Source organism: Campylobacter showae (assembly GCF_963515975.1).
GTDB classification, from domain to species: Bacteria; Campylobacterota; Campylobacteria; order Campylobacterales; family Campylobacteraceae; genus Campylobacter_A; species Campylobacter_A showae_F.
On sequence record NZ_CAUPZM010000038.1, the window covers coordinates 1 to 15,077 of the forward strand.

At 47.0% G+C, this 15,077-nt stretch carries 17 protein-coding genes and 1 tRNA gene; 8 read left to right on the forward strand and 10 right to left on the reverse strand.

Annotated elements, in window-relative coordinates; all coding sequences use genetic code 11:
- From RWM02_RS10105 to RWM02_RS10120, 4 genes are all read left to right on the forward strand, one after another.
- Positions 1 to 303: thiamine pyrophosphate-dependent enzyme (locus RWM02_RS10105; RefSeq protein ID WP_314071891.1), on the forward strand; the 303-nt coding region annotated here is incomplete at its 5' end.
- An 8-nt stretch (positions 304 to 311) separates the two neighbouring features.
- Positions 312 to 773 carry an acetolactate synthase small subunit gene (ilvN, locus tag RWM02_RS10110; protein ID WP_163026421.1) on the forward strand — a complete coding sequence of 154 codons (462 nt, stop codon included), beginning with the start codon at positions 312 to 314 and terminating at the stop codon, positions 771 to 773.
- Positions 773 to 1,729, forward strand: coding sequence for a UDP-3-O-(3-hydroxymyristoyl)glucosamine N-acyltransferase (gene lpxD, locus RWM02_RS10115; protein ID WP_314071893.1), 957 nt, complete (start codon positions 773 to 775; stop codon positions 1,727 to 1,729). The genes ilvN and lpxD overlap by 1 nt, the downstream gene beginning before the upstream one ends.
- 131 nt (positions 1,730 to 1,860) lie before the next feature.
- Positions 1,861 to 2,076 (forward strand): DUF2695 domain-containing protein, encoded by a 216-nt coding sequence (locus RWM02_RS10120; protein WP_314071895.1) that lies wholly within the window; start codon positions 1,861 to 1,863, stop codon positions 2,074 to 2,076.
- A gap of 114 nt (positions 2,077 to 2,190) precedes the next feature.
- Here RWM02_RS10120 and RWM02_RS10125 read toward each other — a convergent pair whose 3' ends face one another.
- The 10 genes from RWM02_RS10125 to murA all read right to left on the reverse strand — a co-directional run bounded on the left by RWM02_RS10125 (position 2,191) and on the right by murA (position 11,932).
- Positions 2,191 to 3,360: a pyridoxal phosphate-dependent aminotransferase gene (locus RWM02_RS10125; protein ID WP_314071898.1), complete on the reverse strand. Its 1,170-nt coding sequence runs from the start codon at positions 3,358 to 3,360 to the stop codon at positions 2,191 to 2,193.
- Positions 3,361 to 3,381: 21 nt separating this feature from the next.
- A complete protein-coding gene (gene speA / locus RWM02_RS10130; protein WP_122867986.1) occupies positions 3,382 to 5,217 on the reverse strand; it encodes a biosynthetic arginine decarboxylase in 1,836 nt (611 codons plus the stop codon).
- On the reverse strand, positions 5,210 to 6,457 hold the full coding sequence (gene hisS, locus RWM02_RS10135; protein WP_314071903.1) for a histidine--tRNA ligase: 1,248 nt from the start codon (positions 6,455 to 6,457) through the stop codon (positions 5,210 to 5,212). Before hisS ends, speA begins: the two co-directional genes overlap by 8 nt.
- On the reverse strand, positions 6,450 to 7,028 hold the full coding sequence (gene tmk / locus RWM02_RS10140; protein WP_314071905.1) for a dTMP kinase: 579 nt from the start codon (positions 7,026 to 7,028) through the stop codon (positions 6,450 to 6,452). Before tmk ends, hisS begins: the two co-directional genes overlap by 8 nt.
- Before the next feature lie 2 nt (positions 7,029 to 7,030).
- Positions 7,031 to 7,498 carry a pantetheine-phosphate adenylyltransferase gene (gene coaD / locus RWM02_RS10145; RefSeq protein ID WP_314071908.1) on the reverse strand — a complete coding sequence of 156 codons (468 nt, stop codon included), beginning with the start codon at positions 7,496 to 7,498 and terminating at the stop codon, positions 7,031 to 7,033.
- 81 nt (positions 7,499 to 7,579) lie between these two features.
- Positions 7,580 to 8,527 carry a UbiX family flavin prenyltransferase gene (locus tag RWM02_RS10150; protein ID WP_314071909.1) on the reverse strand — a complete coding sequence of 316 codons (948 nt, stop codon included), beginning with the start codon at positions 8,525 to 8,527 and terminating at the stop codon, positions 7,580 to 7,582.
- On the reverse strand, positions 8,524 to 9,330 hold the full coding sequence (gene flgA / locus RWM02_RS10155; RefSeq protein ID WP_314071912.1) for a flagellar basal body P-ring formation chaperone FlgA: 807 nt from the start codon (positions 9,328 to 9,330) through the stop codon (positions 8,524 to 8,526). Before flgA ends, RWM02_RS10150 begins: the two co-directional genes overlap by 4 nt.
- 59 nt (positions 9,331 to 9,389) lie before the next feature.
- Positions 9,390 to 9,464: transfer RNA gene (locus RWM02_RS10160), tRNA-Gly, on the reverse strand.
- A 43-nt stretch (positions 9,465 to 9,507) separates the two neighbouring features.
- On the reverse strand, positions 9,508 to 10,665 hold the full coding sequence (locus tag RWM02_RS10165) for a molybdopterin molybdotransferase MoeA (protein WP_314071915.1): 1,158 nt from the start codon (positions 10,663 to 10,665) through the stop codon (positions 9,508 to 9,510).
- Between the two features lies 1 nt (position 10,666).
- Positions 10,667 to 11,932 carry a UDP-N-acetylglucosamine 1-carboxyvinyltransferase gene (murA, locus tag RWM02_RS10170; protein WP_314071931.1) on the reverse strand — a complete coding sequence of 422 codons (1,266 nt, stop codon included), beginning with the start codon at positions 11,930 to 11,932 and terminating at the stop codon, positions 10,667 to 10,669.
- A 270-nt stretch (positions 11,933 to 12,202) separates the two neighbouring features.
- Between murA and RWM02_RS10175 the strand changes: the two genes are divergently transcribed.
- Genes RWM02_RS10175 through RWM02_RS10190 form a run of 4 tightly spaced genes read left to right on the forward strand, consistent with a single transcriptional unit; the run spans position 12,203 to position 14,773 of the window.
- On the forward strand, positions 12,203 to 12,862 hold the full coding sequence (locus RWM02_RS10175) for an NlpC/P60 family protein (RefSeq protein ID WP_314071918.1): 660 nt from the start codon (positions 12,203 to 12,205) through the stop codon (positions 12,860 to 12,862).
- 52 nt (positions 12,863 to 12,914) lie between these two features.
- Positions 12,915 to 13,448: a rhomboid family intramembrane serine protease gene (locus RWM02_RS10180; RefSeq protein WP_122863007.1), complete on the forward strand. Its 534-nt coding sequence runs from the start codon at positions 12,915 to 12,917 to the stop codon at positions 13,446 to 13,448.
- On the forward strand, positions 13,445 to 14,284 hold the full coding sequence (locus RWM02_RS10185; protein ID WP_314071925.1) for a ferritin-like domain-containing protein: 840 nt from the start codon (positions 13,445 to 13,447) through the stop codon (positions 14,282 to 14,284). Before RWM02_RS10180 ends, RWM02_RS10185 begins: the two co-directional genes overlap by 4 nt.
- Positions 14,285 to 14,773: a SixA phosphatase family protein gene (locus tag RWM02_RS10190; RefSeq protein WP_314071928.1), complete on the forward strand. Its 489-nt coding sequence runs from the start codon at positions 14,285 to 14,287 to the stop codon at positions 14,771 to 14,773.
- The last annotated feature ends 304 nt before the right edge of the window (positions 14,774 to 15,077 follow it).

Genomic DNA, 15,077 nt, shown 5'->3' on the forward strand with positions numbered 1-15,077 from the left:
AACATCATCTTAAATAACAACTTCCTAGGCATGGTGCGCCAGTGGCAGACATTTTTCTACGGCGAGCGCTACTCCTCGACCGACCTTAGTTTGCAGCCTGATTTCGTAAAAATCGCGGAGGGATTTGGCGCGGTAGGCTTCGTATGCCACACGAAAGACGAGTTTCGCTCCGCGCTAAAAGAGGCGATGGCCTGCGGTAAAACGGCGGTGCTAGACGTGCGCGTGGATAGATTTGAGGACGTACTGCCGATGGTTCCTGCGGGAGCGGCGATATACAACATGATCTTAAAAAGCAAGGAATAAAAATGAGCATAAGAAGAGTGATTTCAGTCATCGTGCTAAATGAGCACGGCGTTTTATCGCGCATTTCCGGGCTTTTTGCGGGACGCGGATACAACATCGACACGCTCACGGTTGCACCGATCCCAGGCACCGAGCTTTCGCGTATCAGCATCGTCACTAGCGGCGACGAGCGCGTGCTCGAGCAGATCGTAAAGCAGCTACACAAGCTAATACCGACCTACAAAGTCATCGAAAGCGGCGAATTCGTCGAAAAAGAGATGGCGCTGGTAAAAATCCCGCTAAGCGAAAATTTCGGCGGACTAGATGCGATACTAAAGGCCTACAACGGCATCGTAGCCAACACCAACGAAAACTACATCGTCGTCATGGTCAGCGACGACGCGAGCAGGATAGAAAATTTCCTCAAAGCTATCAAAAAATTTAACCCTACAGACGTCGTTCGCGGCGGCTCGGTACTAATGGATCTATGATGAAACTAAGCGAAATTTATAAAATTTTGGGGCTTGAGTTTAGCGGCGAGGAGCTAGAGATCACGGCTCTAAATTCGCTCTCAAACGCAGGTGCTAGCGAGCTTAGCTACTGCGATAGCGAGAAAAATGCTAAATTTATCGAGGGCTCAAAGGCGGGCGCGATTTTAGTCGCGTCAAATTTAAAAGAACTTGTCGGCGCGCAAAGTAGAGCGGTGGTGGTAGAAAACCCGCACCTTGCCTTTGCTATATTAAGCGAATATTTTGCCAAAGAGCTTCTAGCCTCCCAGCCGCAACCTGCGCAAATTTCGCCAAGCGCAAAGATAATGCCAAACGTCTACGTGGGATCAGGCGCCGCGATCGGCGACAACACGCTCGTGATGGCCGGCGCCTACGTCGGCGATAACGTAAAAATCGGCGCAAACTGCGTCATCCATCCAAACGTCGTCATCTATAACGACACCGTTATCGGCAACGGTTGCCGCATCAACGCAAACGCCGTCATCGGTAGCGACGGCTTTGGCTACGCGCACACGAAAACGGGCGAACACGTGAAAATTTACCACAACGGCAACGTCGTTTTAGAGGATTTCGTCGAGATCGGCGCGTGCACGACGATAGACCGCGGCGTGTTTGAAAGCACGGTCGTAAAAGCATACGCCAAGATCGACAACCTCGTGCAAATCGGCCACAACTGCGAGATAGGCTACGGCTCGATACTAGTCTCTCAGGTAGGGCTAGCAGGCTCGACCAAGCTTGGACGCAACGTCGTGATGGGTGGACAAAGCGGCTCTGCCGGCCACGTAAGCGTCGGCGACTTTGCTCAGATAGCAGCGCGCGGCGGCGTGTCAAAGGATATCGCAGGCGGTAAAAAATACGCAGGCGCATATCCGATAATGGAGCTAGCCGACTTTTTCAAACTGCAAGCTAAGATCGCGAGATTTTTTAAGAAAAACTAAAAATTTGACGGCTGTTGCGCAATAGCCGTCAAATTTAACGGCGTAAATTTGAACGAAAAAATCCATGGAAAAAAGCAAAAGAAAGGAAATTTTAAAAGCTATAAAAAGCCTGGTTTAGACAAAATTTGCCTATGCCCGAAGATAAATTTATACGGCTTTTCGAGCTTTTGGACGCCGAGCTTCACGCGCATGGCTGCGGTCACAGCCTAAAACTCACCGAGCAAATTCTCTCAAATTTGGATGTAAAAGACGTTTTGAGCGTGCTTGCGTGGCTTAAAGAGCAGGGCGGATACTGCGACTGCGAAGTGATGATGAACGTTGAGGAGAAATTTGAGTATTTAGATTAAAGCGACGATTTAAATTTTATGCTAGGTTTATCAAATTTATGGAAGCTAAATTTATAAAAACCCAAATTTGACGCCGCAAATTTAAGCCGCGTCAAATTTGAGCCAAAATTTACGCTATTTTTTATAGCTTTTTACGAATTCACCGATCCTTGCGATACCTTTTCTGATACTTTCTAAATCGGTCGCAAAAGATAGCCTAAAGTATCCGTCCATACCAAACCCTACGCCGGGTACCACGGCGACCTTGGCCTTTTCTAGTAGCTCTTTGCAAAATTTCATACTATCAGGCTCGACCTCGGAGCAATTTATAAAAAGATAAAACGCGCCGTCGGGCTTAAGCACGCTAAGTCCCGGTATAGCGTTTATCATCTCAACGCCTAGATCACGGCGCTTTTTAAACTCGCCCTTCATATACGCGATGTCCTCGTCGGCTTTGCCGAGCAACGCAGGGATGGCACCGGCTTGCGTTAGGGAGTTTATGTTGCTCGTGCTTTGGCTTTGTAGCTTGTTTACCGCGGCGTTTAGCTCCTTAAACGGGCTAGCCATATAGCCAAATCTCCAGCCGGGCATCGCGCCGCATTTGCTTAGGCCGTTTATCGTGATCGTGCGGTTAAACATATCCTCGCTCACCGCCGCAGTCGCGACGAATTCGCCCTCGTAGTTTAGCTTTTCGTACATTTCGTCGCTAGCTACGATGATTTTCGTGCCTTTTAGCACTTCGCCCAGCGCCTCCAGCTCTTTTCGGCTATATATCGCGCCCGTCGGATTGCAAGGGCTGTTTAATACTAAAATTTTAGTTCTAGGAGTGATCGCCGCCTTTAGCTGTTCGGGAGTGATTTTAAAGCCGGTCTTTTCGCTAGTTTCGATAAAAACTGGATTGCCGCCGCTAAATTTGACCATCTCCGGGTAGCTTACCCAGTACGGGCTTGGTACGATAACCTCGTCGCCCTCGTCGATTAGCGCCTGAAATACGTTAAAAAGCGAGTGCTTGGCGCCGACATTGGTGATGATTTGATTTGGCGCGTAGTTTAGGCCGTTGTCGCGCTTTAGCTTTGCGGCGACCGCCTCTCTTACCTCTGGCGTACCCGCTACGGCTGTGTATTTGCCGCAGCCTTTATCTAGGGCGGATTTTACCTCGTTTTTGATGATCTCGGGCGTGTCGAAGTCCGGTTCGCCCGCGCCGAAACTGATCACGTCCTCGCCGTAGGCTTTCATCTCTTTTGCCTTGGTGCTGATTTCGATGGTTAGGCTCTCGCCTAGCACCTGAACTCTTTTTGATAGCATTTTTACTCCTTTTTTCTAAATTTAAGATATAGTTTTTAGATAGCCGTTATCGTTTAAAAACAGATACATTTCGCCTAAAATTTGCTTGCGCTGCGAGTCGGTTACGAGCTTTGACTTTTCGATGCGCTCGTTTAGGATGTCCTGGATCTCGTAGATGTCGTAGTCAAGATCCTCCATGATATCAAGGATCGATTGGCTTTCTAGCAGGTGCGACACCTTAAATCCCTCGGCGTCTATCTCGATAGTAGCTTCGGTCGGGTGAGTAAAGAGATTGTGCTTCATACCCAGCACCTCCTGATACGCTCCTACTAGGAAAAATCCCAAAAAGTACTCCTCTTTTTCCACGTCTACGTCGTGTAAAAACAAAGGATTTTCCTCGTCGTCAAAGCCTATTTCGCCATCACTATCGCACGTGATATCCCACAGCGACGCCGAGCGGGTAGGGCGCACGTCTAGGCGGTCAAGCGGCATGATAGGGAAATTTTGCTTTAAACCCCAAAAATCAGGCAACGACTGAAATAGCGAGAAGTTTACGAGATAGCGCTCCTGCGCCTCCTCTTGCAGCTTTAAAAGCTCGGCGTTGTGCTGCTTGGTGCCGAGGATTTTAGCCGCTTTTTTTATGATTAGGTGGGTTAAAATTTCAGCATTCGAGCGGTCTTGCAGATCGACGTAGCCTAGATCAAATAGCGTGAGTATACTCTCCATATGATCGATACTATCGTGCAGATACTCTATCGCGTTTGACGGTTTTATCGTGCTTAGCAGGTCGTTTAGCTCGGTGATTAGCTGAGGATTTTTCTTTTTTAGTACGAGCTTTTCCTCGGTGTAGTCCTGACTAAAGAGCTCCAAAACGGGCGCGACCAGCACAGCATGCGAAGCCGATACGAAGCGGCCGCTCTCGATAAAGATATCGGGCTCTACTTCGTTTCGCTGCGTAGCCATCGTCTTTAGCAGATAGACCACGTCGTTGGCGTATTCGCTAAGCGTGTAGTTTCGGCTCGAGTTTTCCTTAAACTGCGAGTACTCTATAGCTAGACCGCCGCCTAAATTTATGGCTTTTAGATTTTTCGCGCCCATTTTTCGCAGCTCGGCGTAGATGTTTCCTGCCTCGATTAGAGCCTTTTTTAGCGGGTGGATTTCGGTGATTTGCGAACCGATATGAAAGTGGATCATGTTAAATCGATCGAGCAAATTTGCCTCTTTTAGCAAATTTACCGCTTCGATTAGCTCGGTAGCGGTTAGGCCGAATTTAGAGTTTATACCGCCGCTTTTAGCCCAGATACCAGATCCACTGCTATGCAGCCTTATGCGCAGACCGATGTTTGGCTTTGGCGCGAAACGCTCTTTTGCGATGGCGATGATAGCCTCAAGCTCGTTTAGTCCCTCGATCGTTAGCGTGATGTTGTGCCCCATTTCGGCCGCGATAAATCCGATGTTTATCATCTCTTTATCCTTAAAGCCGTTTACGGTGATCGGCGCGCCTTCGTTATTATACGCCATCACCAGCAGTAGCTCGGCCTTTGAGCCTGCCTCCAGCCCGTAGCCGTATTTTTGGCCGTGACGGACTAGATTTTTTACAAAGCCCGGATATTGATTTACTTTTAGCGGATAAACAGCGTTAAAGCTACCTTTGTAGCCAAATTCGTTTTTCGCGCTCTCAAAGCTTTTGTAAATTTGCGAAATTTGCTTGTGTATGAGATGAGGGAAGCGCAGCAATAGCGGGCCTCGGTAGCCTTCGCTCCTGATGCTTTTTACGATGTCGATGATGGCGGGTTTTGAGCCGGTATTGACGCAAATTTTACCGTTTTCGACGATGAAGTTGTTGTTTCCCCACAAATTTAAACCGTAATCATACATTTAAAATCCTTTTAAGTTCCGTCTCCAAATCAACCAAATCAAGCGTTTTTTCGGCTTTTTCGCTCAGATCTTTTAGCCAAATTTTACCCGATTTTAGCTCGTCCTCGCCGACGCAAAGGCAGATTCTAGCATTTGCGTTATCTGCGGCGTTTAGGTGCTTTTGTAGTTTTTTTGGCTCGTAGCTCACGATGACGGAGGTGCTTTTTCTTAAATTTATCGCTATTTTATAGACCGCGTCCACGCCATCGGAGTCCATCGCGCCGATATATACGCCGCTTCTTTCGCTCTGGCTCTCGCGGCCGCCTAGGATTTCCATTATGCGCTCTATACCCATCGCAAAACCAACGCCGTAACTAGCCTTGCCGCCTAAGTACTCGACCAGCCTGTCGTAGCGTCCGCCGCCCGCGACCGCGCTTTGCGCGCCGATCTCGTTTGAAACGAACTCGAACGCCGTTTTGCAGTAATAATCAAGCCCGCGCACGAGCTTTGGATCTATCTCAAACTCCACGCCGTTGCCGCTTAAAATTTCTTGTAGCTTTTTAAACTCGCTCGCGCATTCGTCGTTTAGACTGCCGATTATCAGCGGCGCGTTTGCGTAGATTTTCTGACAGCTTTCTACCTTGCAGTCTAGCACGCGGATAGGGTTTGTGAGCTTTCTGCGCTTGCAGTCCTCACAAATTTGACCCTCATGCTCGTCCAAAAATTTAACCAGCTTTTCGCGGTATGCGCTCATGCTGGCGGCGTCTCCGAGCGAATTTATAAGTAGCTTAGTTTTGATACCTAGGCGCGAAAATATCTCGTTTATCATCAAAATAACGCTCGCGTCCTCATAAACGCTAGGTTCATTGAAACACTCGCAGCCAAACTGATGAAACTCGCGTAAACGTCCTTTTTGCGGACGCTCGTAGCGAAACATCGAACCGTGGTAAAAGTACCGTCTCACGCCGCCCGCGCGGTCAAATTTAGCCTCGATAAAGGCGCGCACAACTCCAGCCGTACCCTCGGGGCGCAGGCAAACGTCGTTGCCGCCCTTGTCCTCAAACTGATACATCTCCTTGCCCACGATGTCGCTACTCTCGCCGACGCTGCGGCGAAAAAGCGCCGTTTGCTCCAGGTGCGGAGCTAGCACGAACTCGTATCCGTAGTTTTTCACGACCTCTTCGCAGATTTTGATTATCCTCTCGTAAAGTCCCGACTGGGGCGGCAAAACGTCCTTCATCCCCCTTAATGCGCTAATCATTTATAAACTCCTTTATCAAATTCGTTATTTTTTCCTCGTCCATGGCGGCATTGATCGTGACGTAGCAGACGTCTAGTTTTTGCAAAATTTCCTCCATCGCGTCCTGCACTCTTAGCAGATAACCAAACCCGCGAGCCTCTATGCCGTCCATCTGCGCGCGCGAGTTTAGGCGCGATCTTAGCGTGCTTTCATCCGCTTTAAAAAATACTATTTTTTGCGGAAAATTTCCTTGCAGGGCGAATTTGTTTAAATTTAAAAGCTCTTCAAAGCTAAAATTTCCACCAGCCAGCGCGTAAGCCATGCCAGAAACGAAGCCTCTGTCGCTTAAAATCATTTTATCTAAATTCGGTTTTATTATTTTACCGAAATGCTCGGCTCTATCGGCCAAAAATAGCAAAATTTCGGCCCTTTTATCCAGATCGTTTTCCTTTAGTAAAATCTCGCGCAAATTTTCGCCAAGCTTCGTGCCGCCCGGCTCTTTGGTTACGATCGCTTGCGGGTAAGCCGCCGCCAGCCGCGCTATCTGCGTGCTTTTGCCCGCTCCGTCGATACCTTCAAATAAAATATACAAATTTAGCCTTTCAAAGATTCTAAAATTTCGCTCGGAACTAGCTTGCTAACGTCGCCGTCGTGGCTAAGAACGGAGCGCACGATCGAGCTTGAAATAAAGGCGTTTTGCAGGCTCGGCATCAGATAAACGGTCTCAAGCTCATCCCAAAGCACGGCGTTTGCGTATCCGATTTGCAGCTCGTACTCAAAGTCGCTAACCGCGCGAAGCCCACGGATCACGACGTTTACGCCGCAATTTTTAGCAAAATCAACGAGCAGGTTATCAAAGCCCACGACCTCGACGTTTTTTAAGTCCGTCGTTGATATTTTTACCATTTCTACGCGTCCAGCCAAGCTAAAATATGGCTGCTTGCTCTCGCTAGCCGCGACTGCAACGATAACTTTATCGAAAATTTTAGCCGCGCGCTTGATGACGTCTAGATGGCCGTTTGTGACGGGATCAAAGGTGCCGGGATAGATACAAGCTTTCATTTTTCGCCTTTAAATTTTAAAGGATGATTTTACTATTTTATGCCTAAAACAGGACTTTATCTTGCGACTAGCGCAGCTGTTTTAGCTCCATCTTTTGTAAATTTGATGCTCGAGTCCAAGCAGATCAAGCCACTTTCCGATAATGAAATTTTCCATATCCCAAAGGCTATTTTGAGCCGAATAATAACCCAAAACCGGCGGCGCGATAACGGCGCCGAGCGCGGAAAGCTTGGCCGCGTGCTCGAGCGCTAGCGTAGAAAACGGCATCTCTCTAACGCCCAAAACCAGCCTATTTCGCTCTTTTAACGCGACTGCGGCAGCACGAGTTATCAGCGTGTCGGCAAAGCCCGCGTGGATTTTAGCTAGCGTGTTGATAGAGCAGGGCGCGACGATAGTAGCGTCTATGCCAAACGAGCCCGAGCTCGGCGCTGCGGCGAGATCGGAGTCGTCATGGATGGCGGCGCGATTTTGCAAATCTTGCCAAATTTGATAAATTTCGTCTTGTTTTGCGTCTTTTTGAATGTGATTTTTATCAAGATCGCATTGGTTTTGAAATTTAGCCCTCTCAAATTTACCTAAAATTTGAGCGTCTTGCCGCTCGTTTTTCTCGCCGCCCTCAAATTTGCAATTTTGTCCGTTTGTGTCGTCAAGAGCGCAGTTGTCCAAACCGGTAAATTTTAAACCGTTGTCGTCCAAACCTTGCGCATTATCTGTAAATTTGCCGCTTTGATTTTGCGATCTTTCGTCTCCGCCTCCAAAATCTAGCTCACCTTGGGCGGAGCTAAAATTTGTAAATTTTGCGTCTTCGCGATCTTTGTCAAATTTGGCGCTATTTTGGTTTGCGTTAAATTTTAAACCCGCCCCGCCGTTTTTATAAAAAATATCCGTCAAATTTAACTCTTTTTCCAGCACGTTTATCGCGTTTTTACTCACGCACAGATGCAGCTCGCTTCTTTTTGCTATCTCGCGGGCGAGCTTTAAACCCAAATTTACGCCACTTGCACCGCTGATACCTAGAAAAATTTTCATCTTATCATCACCTGTTTTTTTGAGACAATTTGAGCGCTAAAGACCTTTTTGTCGTTATTTTTAACCTTGATAGTCTCGCCTAGATTGCCGTTTTCTAGCGCCGTGACCTCGACGATGATGCTAAGCGCCCCGTCGCTAAGCACGGCATTGACGCGCTCGCCTTTTTTTATGAGCGGTAACGGGGTGAACTGCCGCAGCCGCAACACTTCGCCGCTTTTTATGTTTTGCTTGGCTGCTAGCCTCGCATTTGGCGTGTCACTCATCATGTCGGGGCTAAACTCGCCAAGCTCGACCCAGTCCTTTGCAAAGTCGCCGATACCTAGCATTTGGCGCGTAGCAAGCGGCTTGGTGGCCCTTAAAACCGGCATTTTTGCGTTTATTTCATATCTAAAAAATACGCTTGGCTGCGAGCCGTTTGGCATGATAAAACCGGCTCTAAAGCTGCCTTTTGGATTGATTTTATTTACGTAAATTTTATCGAATTTGTATTCGTAGAAGTTTTTAGGAAGTTCGTTTTGAGGCTCAATAAGCGGAAATTTGACGAATTGCAGTCCCTTAAACTCGCTCGTAACCTCTTGCAAAAAGGCGCGCTGCACGAGATCTAACGCGTCGCAGTTTTTTACAAATATCGTCTCTCCGCCGCTTTTATCCTCAAGCTCTACGCCGCGCTTTTTTAAAATCTCTGCTAAATCTCGCGAATTTATTTTTGCGGCTTTGTTTTCGCCTAAATTTAAAATCTCGTCGCTTTTGTCCGTAAAGCCCAAGTCCGCAAGCGTGATTTTGCCGCTTGAAACGCAATACATCGGCCAAAGCGCTAAATCTGATGAAAATAAAAAAATGGGAAAAAATAGTAAGAAAAAAATGGAGCGGGAAACGAGATTCGAACTCGCGACCCCAACCTTGGCAAGGTTGTGCTCTACCCCTGAGCTATTCCCGCACCGTTTGAGAAGTCGCAATTTTAGCAAAAACGTTTTCATTTGTCAAGAAAATTTCAAAATTTTTACGATTTCGCCCGCTTTTAGCTCGCCGAGACTTTCGCTTGTTACCAAAACAGCGTTACTTTTGATGAGCGGAGTTATCATGCCCGAGCCGAATTTATTATTATCCGTCACGCTAAGTTTGCCCTCGAAAAAGCTACCGAGCACGATATTTTGGCGTCCCGACTTTATTTTTACGTCTTGATTTAGGGCGGCGTCAAATTTTTCTAGCCGCGTGCCCTTTAAAAAAGGAACGACCAGCAAGAAGCACATCAAAAACGCCGCCATCGGATTTCCGGGCAGGATAAAGACGATTTTTTTATCTTTTATAAATGCCTTACTCGGTCGTCCGGGTCGGATATTTACGCCGTCAAAAAGCTCACTAAAGCCCAAATTTAAAAGCGCCGTTTTCATAAAATCAGCCTCGCCCTTGCTCGCTCCGCCGCTTGTGATAATAACGTCAAATTCGGCCATCTCTAGCGCTCGCGTCGTGCTTTCTAAGTCGTCTTTTATGATGCCCGCGTACGAGCTGGCAAAGCCGAAGCTTTGAAGCAAAGACGCGATGCCTGCGCCGTTTGCGTTATAGATTTGCTCCTCGCTAGCGTTTTGCCACGGCTCGACCACTTCGTCGCCGCTTGAAAATACACCGATCTTTAGCTCGCGCTCTACGCAGACGCAGTAGATGCCCTGAGCGGCTAGCATCATTACTCTTGGGGGCGTTAAAATTTCGCCTTTTTTTAGCAAAATTTCGCCCGCTTTGACCTCTTCGCCCTTATATCTTAGGGCGTTAAATTTTTTGACTTTGCTTTGCGGCGAGAGTTTGCCGTCCTGCAAAATAGCGTCCTCAAAAGGCACGACGGTGTCGGCATTTGTCGGCATTTTTGCGCCGGTCATTATCTTTACGCATTCGCCTTTTTTTAGCGTGATTTCAGCCTCATCGCCTGCCAAGACAGTTGCCGCGACGCTTAACAGCTCGTTAAAATCGTCAAATTTGAGCGCGTAGCCGTCCATCGCGGCGTTGTCGAAGGAGGGCAAATTTTTAACGGCAACGACGTCCTGTGCTAAAATTTTACCCGTCGCGCGCTCAAGGCTCGCAAACTCGCCGCAGCCGTCAAATTTAGCTTTTTCTAGGATCAAATTTTGAGCAAGCTCTAGCGTCATTTTACTCCTCCAGCCTGCGTATTTTTGCGCCCAGAGCCGCCAGCTTGCGCTCTAGCCCCTCGTAGCCTCTATCTAGGTGATAAATTCTGTGCACGCGGCTAGTTCCGTTTGCGGCAAGGGCCGCTAGCACTAGGGCCGAGCTTGCGCGAAGATCGGTAGCCATCACGTCTGCGGCGTTTATCTCGCCTCCGCCGTAGATCGTCGCGATGTGGCCGTTTAGACGGATATCCGCACCCATGCGCGTGAGCTCGCTAACGTGCATAAAGCGGTTCTCAAAAAGCCTCTCGTCGATCGTGCTAACGCCGTTTGCCACGAGCGAGAGCGCCATAAACTGCGCCTGCATATCGGTCGGAAACCCCGGAAACTCAGTCGTTACGATCTCGACGGGATTTACGTTTTTAGCCGGCATTATCGTGATTTTGTCGCCGCCCACGACGGTTTCAAAGCCCATTTGGTTAAATTTAGTAAGCACGGCCCGCAGATGCGCTGCATTAGCGTTCGTGATGGTTACTTGCGAGTTCGTGATCGCTCCGGCGCAAAGATACGTCCCGGCCTCGATCCTATCGGGGATGACCGTTATCTCGCCGACGTCCAGCAGGCGTCTATCCGTGCCCTCGATCACGAGCTCGTCCGTGCCGATACCCTCGATCTTCACGCCGCCTGCGGCCAAAACCTCGCAAAGCTGCACCACCTCAGGCTCTTTGGCGACGTTGATCAGATGCGTCGTGCCGTGAGCGAGCGCGGCGGCCATGATGATGTTTTCGCTGCCAGTTACCGTGATCTTATCAAACACGATCTGCGCGCCCTTTAGCCCGTCAGGCGCCGTGGCTACGACATAGCCTTGCTTTATCTCGATGTTTGCGCCCATTTTTTCGAGCGCGCTTAGGTGTAGATCTATCGGCCTTTGTCCGATCGCGCAGCCGCCGGGCAGACTCACCTCGCAGTGCCCAAACCTAGCTAGCAGCGGCCCAAGAACCAGGATAGAGGCGCGCATTTTGCGCACGATGTCGTAGTTGGCCTTCGTGGAGCTAACGTAATTTGAGTTGATTTTTAGGGTGTGATCATCTGCAAATTCGCATTTTGCGCCCAAATTTACGAGCAGCGTCGCCAATGTTTTTATATCCGCGACGTTTGGCATATTTTTTAGCGTCACGTCGTTTTTTATGATTAGAGCCGCGGCTATGAGGGGCAGGGCGGCGTTTTTCGCACCGCTTATGGCGACCTCGCCGCCTAGTTTCGCGTTTCCTTCGATTTCTAAATAATGCATCATCTTAAATCCTTAAATAAAATCCAAAGTATAGTGAAATTTAGCTTATAAATTTAAATTTATGCCGATATTTACCGATTTATTTATATAATTTTGCTTTTAGGCAGTTCGTCTCTACGGCTTGTCTCTTGGGTAAATTTAAATGATCTAGAAATTTTCTCCCTCGATGAACTATTATGTTCTATCTTCGGTCGAAAATTTCGTCGAAACATTTAAATTTATCACAAGATACTTCGCCTTGAAATTTAAATATAAAATAGGATGATTTAAATGAAATTTACCATTTTTTTACCGCTAGCGCCGATTGCGGCTTTGATTTTTAGCGGTTGCGCGAACAGTACGCCCAAAATTTACCCGACCGATCAAAGCGGACAAATTTTAAACGCGAGATTTTTAAACTCGCAGCAAGACGCATTTAACGATCTGGGCGGCATAGCGCTTTCAAATTTTATGCAAGGCTTTTTAGGCAAAAAAGACGGCGGAGACTGCTCAGGCTTCGTTTCGCTCGTAAATAAAAACATAAATAACGTTTACTTTTCCGAGACGAATTTACTCAAATTTTACGGCGAGCAAGGATCGAAATCGCAAGCTATTTATAATCTTTACAAAAAGCGAAATTTGATCTCGCAAACAAGCCCAAAGCTCGGAGATTTGGTGTTTTTTAACAACACCACGAGTCAAACCAAAGGCAAAAACAAGCAAATCATAACCCACCTTGGCATCATAGACCGCATAGAGGACGACGGAACTATAAGATTTATGCATAATACCAGGGGCAAAAACAAAAGCGGTTTTATAAATCTATTTCAAAAAAATAGCCATAAAATAGGCGGCAAAGAGGTAAACTCATACATCGTAGCGTGCAAAGGCGGCGACGCTACTTGCCTAACGTCGAACAGATTCGCCGGCTTTGGCAAGGTTAATTTTTAGCTAAATTTATGTCTAAATTTTATATGATAAAGCCTTTAAAAAGGAGCCGTTTTTGAAAGCTACGATATCGCTCATCGCGTTAAATTGTCTAGTATATTTTGCCGTTTACTGCGGCATTTGCGGTAGTAATGTGACGCTTGGGCTAAATATGTTTTTCACGGACGGATTTTACGTCTGGCAGCCGGCGACCTCGATGTTTATGCATGCAAATTTAGCCCATCTGCTGATGAATATGGCTGTTTTGTATCAGTTCGGATCGCTTCTAGAGCGGTACTACGGCAGCGAAAAATTCGCCGTCGTTTACTGCGTCGGAGGCGTTTTGACCTCGCTGCTTAGTTTTATTTATATTTATGTTATGTTTAAAACTAACGGAACTTTTATAAATTTAGTCGGAGCTAGCGGCGCGATCAGCCTACTACTAGGCGTTTTGGCGTTTTTAGACGCAAACAGCCGAAAAGGGCTAATAATCGCTATCTTGCTAATGAGTTTTGCACCCGTAGCCATGGGCGTAAACGTCGCCTGGTACGCGCATATCATCGGCTTTGCGCTAGGGTATTTCGGGGTAAAATTTAAGGTGATAAAATGAGATTTTTCGATCAAATTTGGGAAATTTTAGAGTGCGGCGACAAGGAGCTTAAATTTGATAAATTTAAACGATTTTACGCCGAGTACAAGGCCGGTAAATTTGACGCGCAAATAGAAGAGGGCGGTAAATTTGACGAGATAAAACAGCTCGAGCACCCAAGCTACGCGGCATTTTGCGAGGTCGTAGCGATGAGAGAAATCGGCGGCAAAAAGCAAGCGGACAAGCAAAAAGCCTTCCTTCACTCGATCGCGCACATCGAATACAGCGCCGTAGATATCGCGCTAGATGCGGCGTATCGCTTCCGAGCGCTACCAAAAGCCTACTATGACGACTGGCTAGAGGTCGCCGAGGATGAGATCAGGCACTTTAAGATGATCAAGGATCACATGGCTAAATTTGACGTAAAATACGGCGATTTTGCCGTACACGACGGGCTTTTTATCGCTTTGCAAAATACCTCCGCGTCGCTGCTTGAGCGCATGGCGGTGCTGCCTAGATACATGGAGGCAAACGGCCTTGACGCAAACGCTTTTATGCTAAAAAAGCTGGAAAACGAGCGCGAAAAAGACGGGAGCAAGGCACGTCTTTGCGAAATTTTGCAAGTCATCTTAGACGAGGAGATCTCGCACGTCTCAAAGGGCGATCGTTGGTTTAAATTTGCCTGTGAAAAAGAGGGCGTAAGCCCCGAAATCTACGCGCAAACCGTGCAAAAAATCTACCCTAAAGCTTTTTTGCAGTCTCGCGAACTAAACGTGAGCGCGCGCCTCAAATCAGGGTTTAGCGAGGCAGAGATCGAGCACATAAAAAATCTATCAAAGGCCAAAAAGGCGGAATAAATGAAAAAAATCTACTTTATCAGGCATGCAAAAGCCGTAGAAGAGGGTGAGGGTAGCGACTTTGAGCGCGATCTAAGCGAGCGTGGCAAAAAGGATCTGGCGCTGATGTGTGAACGACTAAAAAAGCACGAGGTGAAGGTGGACGCGATATTTTCAAGCCCCGCCAAACGCTGCACTAAAACGGCTCAAAAGCTAGCCGAAGCGATCAAATTTAAGAAAAAAATCAAATTTAAAGACGAGCTATACGGTGCGCAGGTGCACGAGCTTTTAGCCTTTATAAGAGAGTTCGACGATAAATTTCAAAGCGTATTCGTTATAGCCCACAATGACGCGATAACTGAAATTTGCGAGCTTTTAAGCGACGCCGCTATCGGAAATATCCCTACATGCGGCATCTTTTGCGTTAAATTTGACGGTAGCTTTAAAGAACTAAAAGAACACGGCGCAAAGGCTCTGTTTTTTGACTATCCTAAAAAACATAAAAAGTAGGGCCATCAAAAGCTCTATTTTGTTCCCGCATTTTTTATCGACTTAATTACTTCAAAAAATTACCTCAAAAAACATACGATAACGAGCAAAATATTTAGCAAAATAAGCATAAAAATTATCCGTTAAATTTAGCATGAAATTTGATGGATAAATTGTTTTAATTCAAAAGGTAAAACGTTAAGAAAGACCTTATTTTCGGTATTTGATGGAGGTATTGAAGCAATATCAAAGAGATACAAATATTTGTTTGAAAATTATAGTTTTCAATACAAAATGGCAAAAATAGTCTGCATTTTACTTTTTG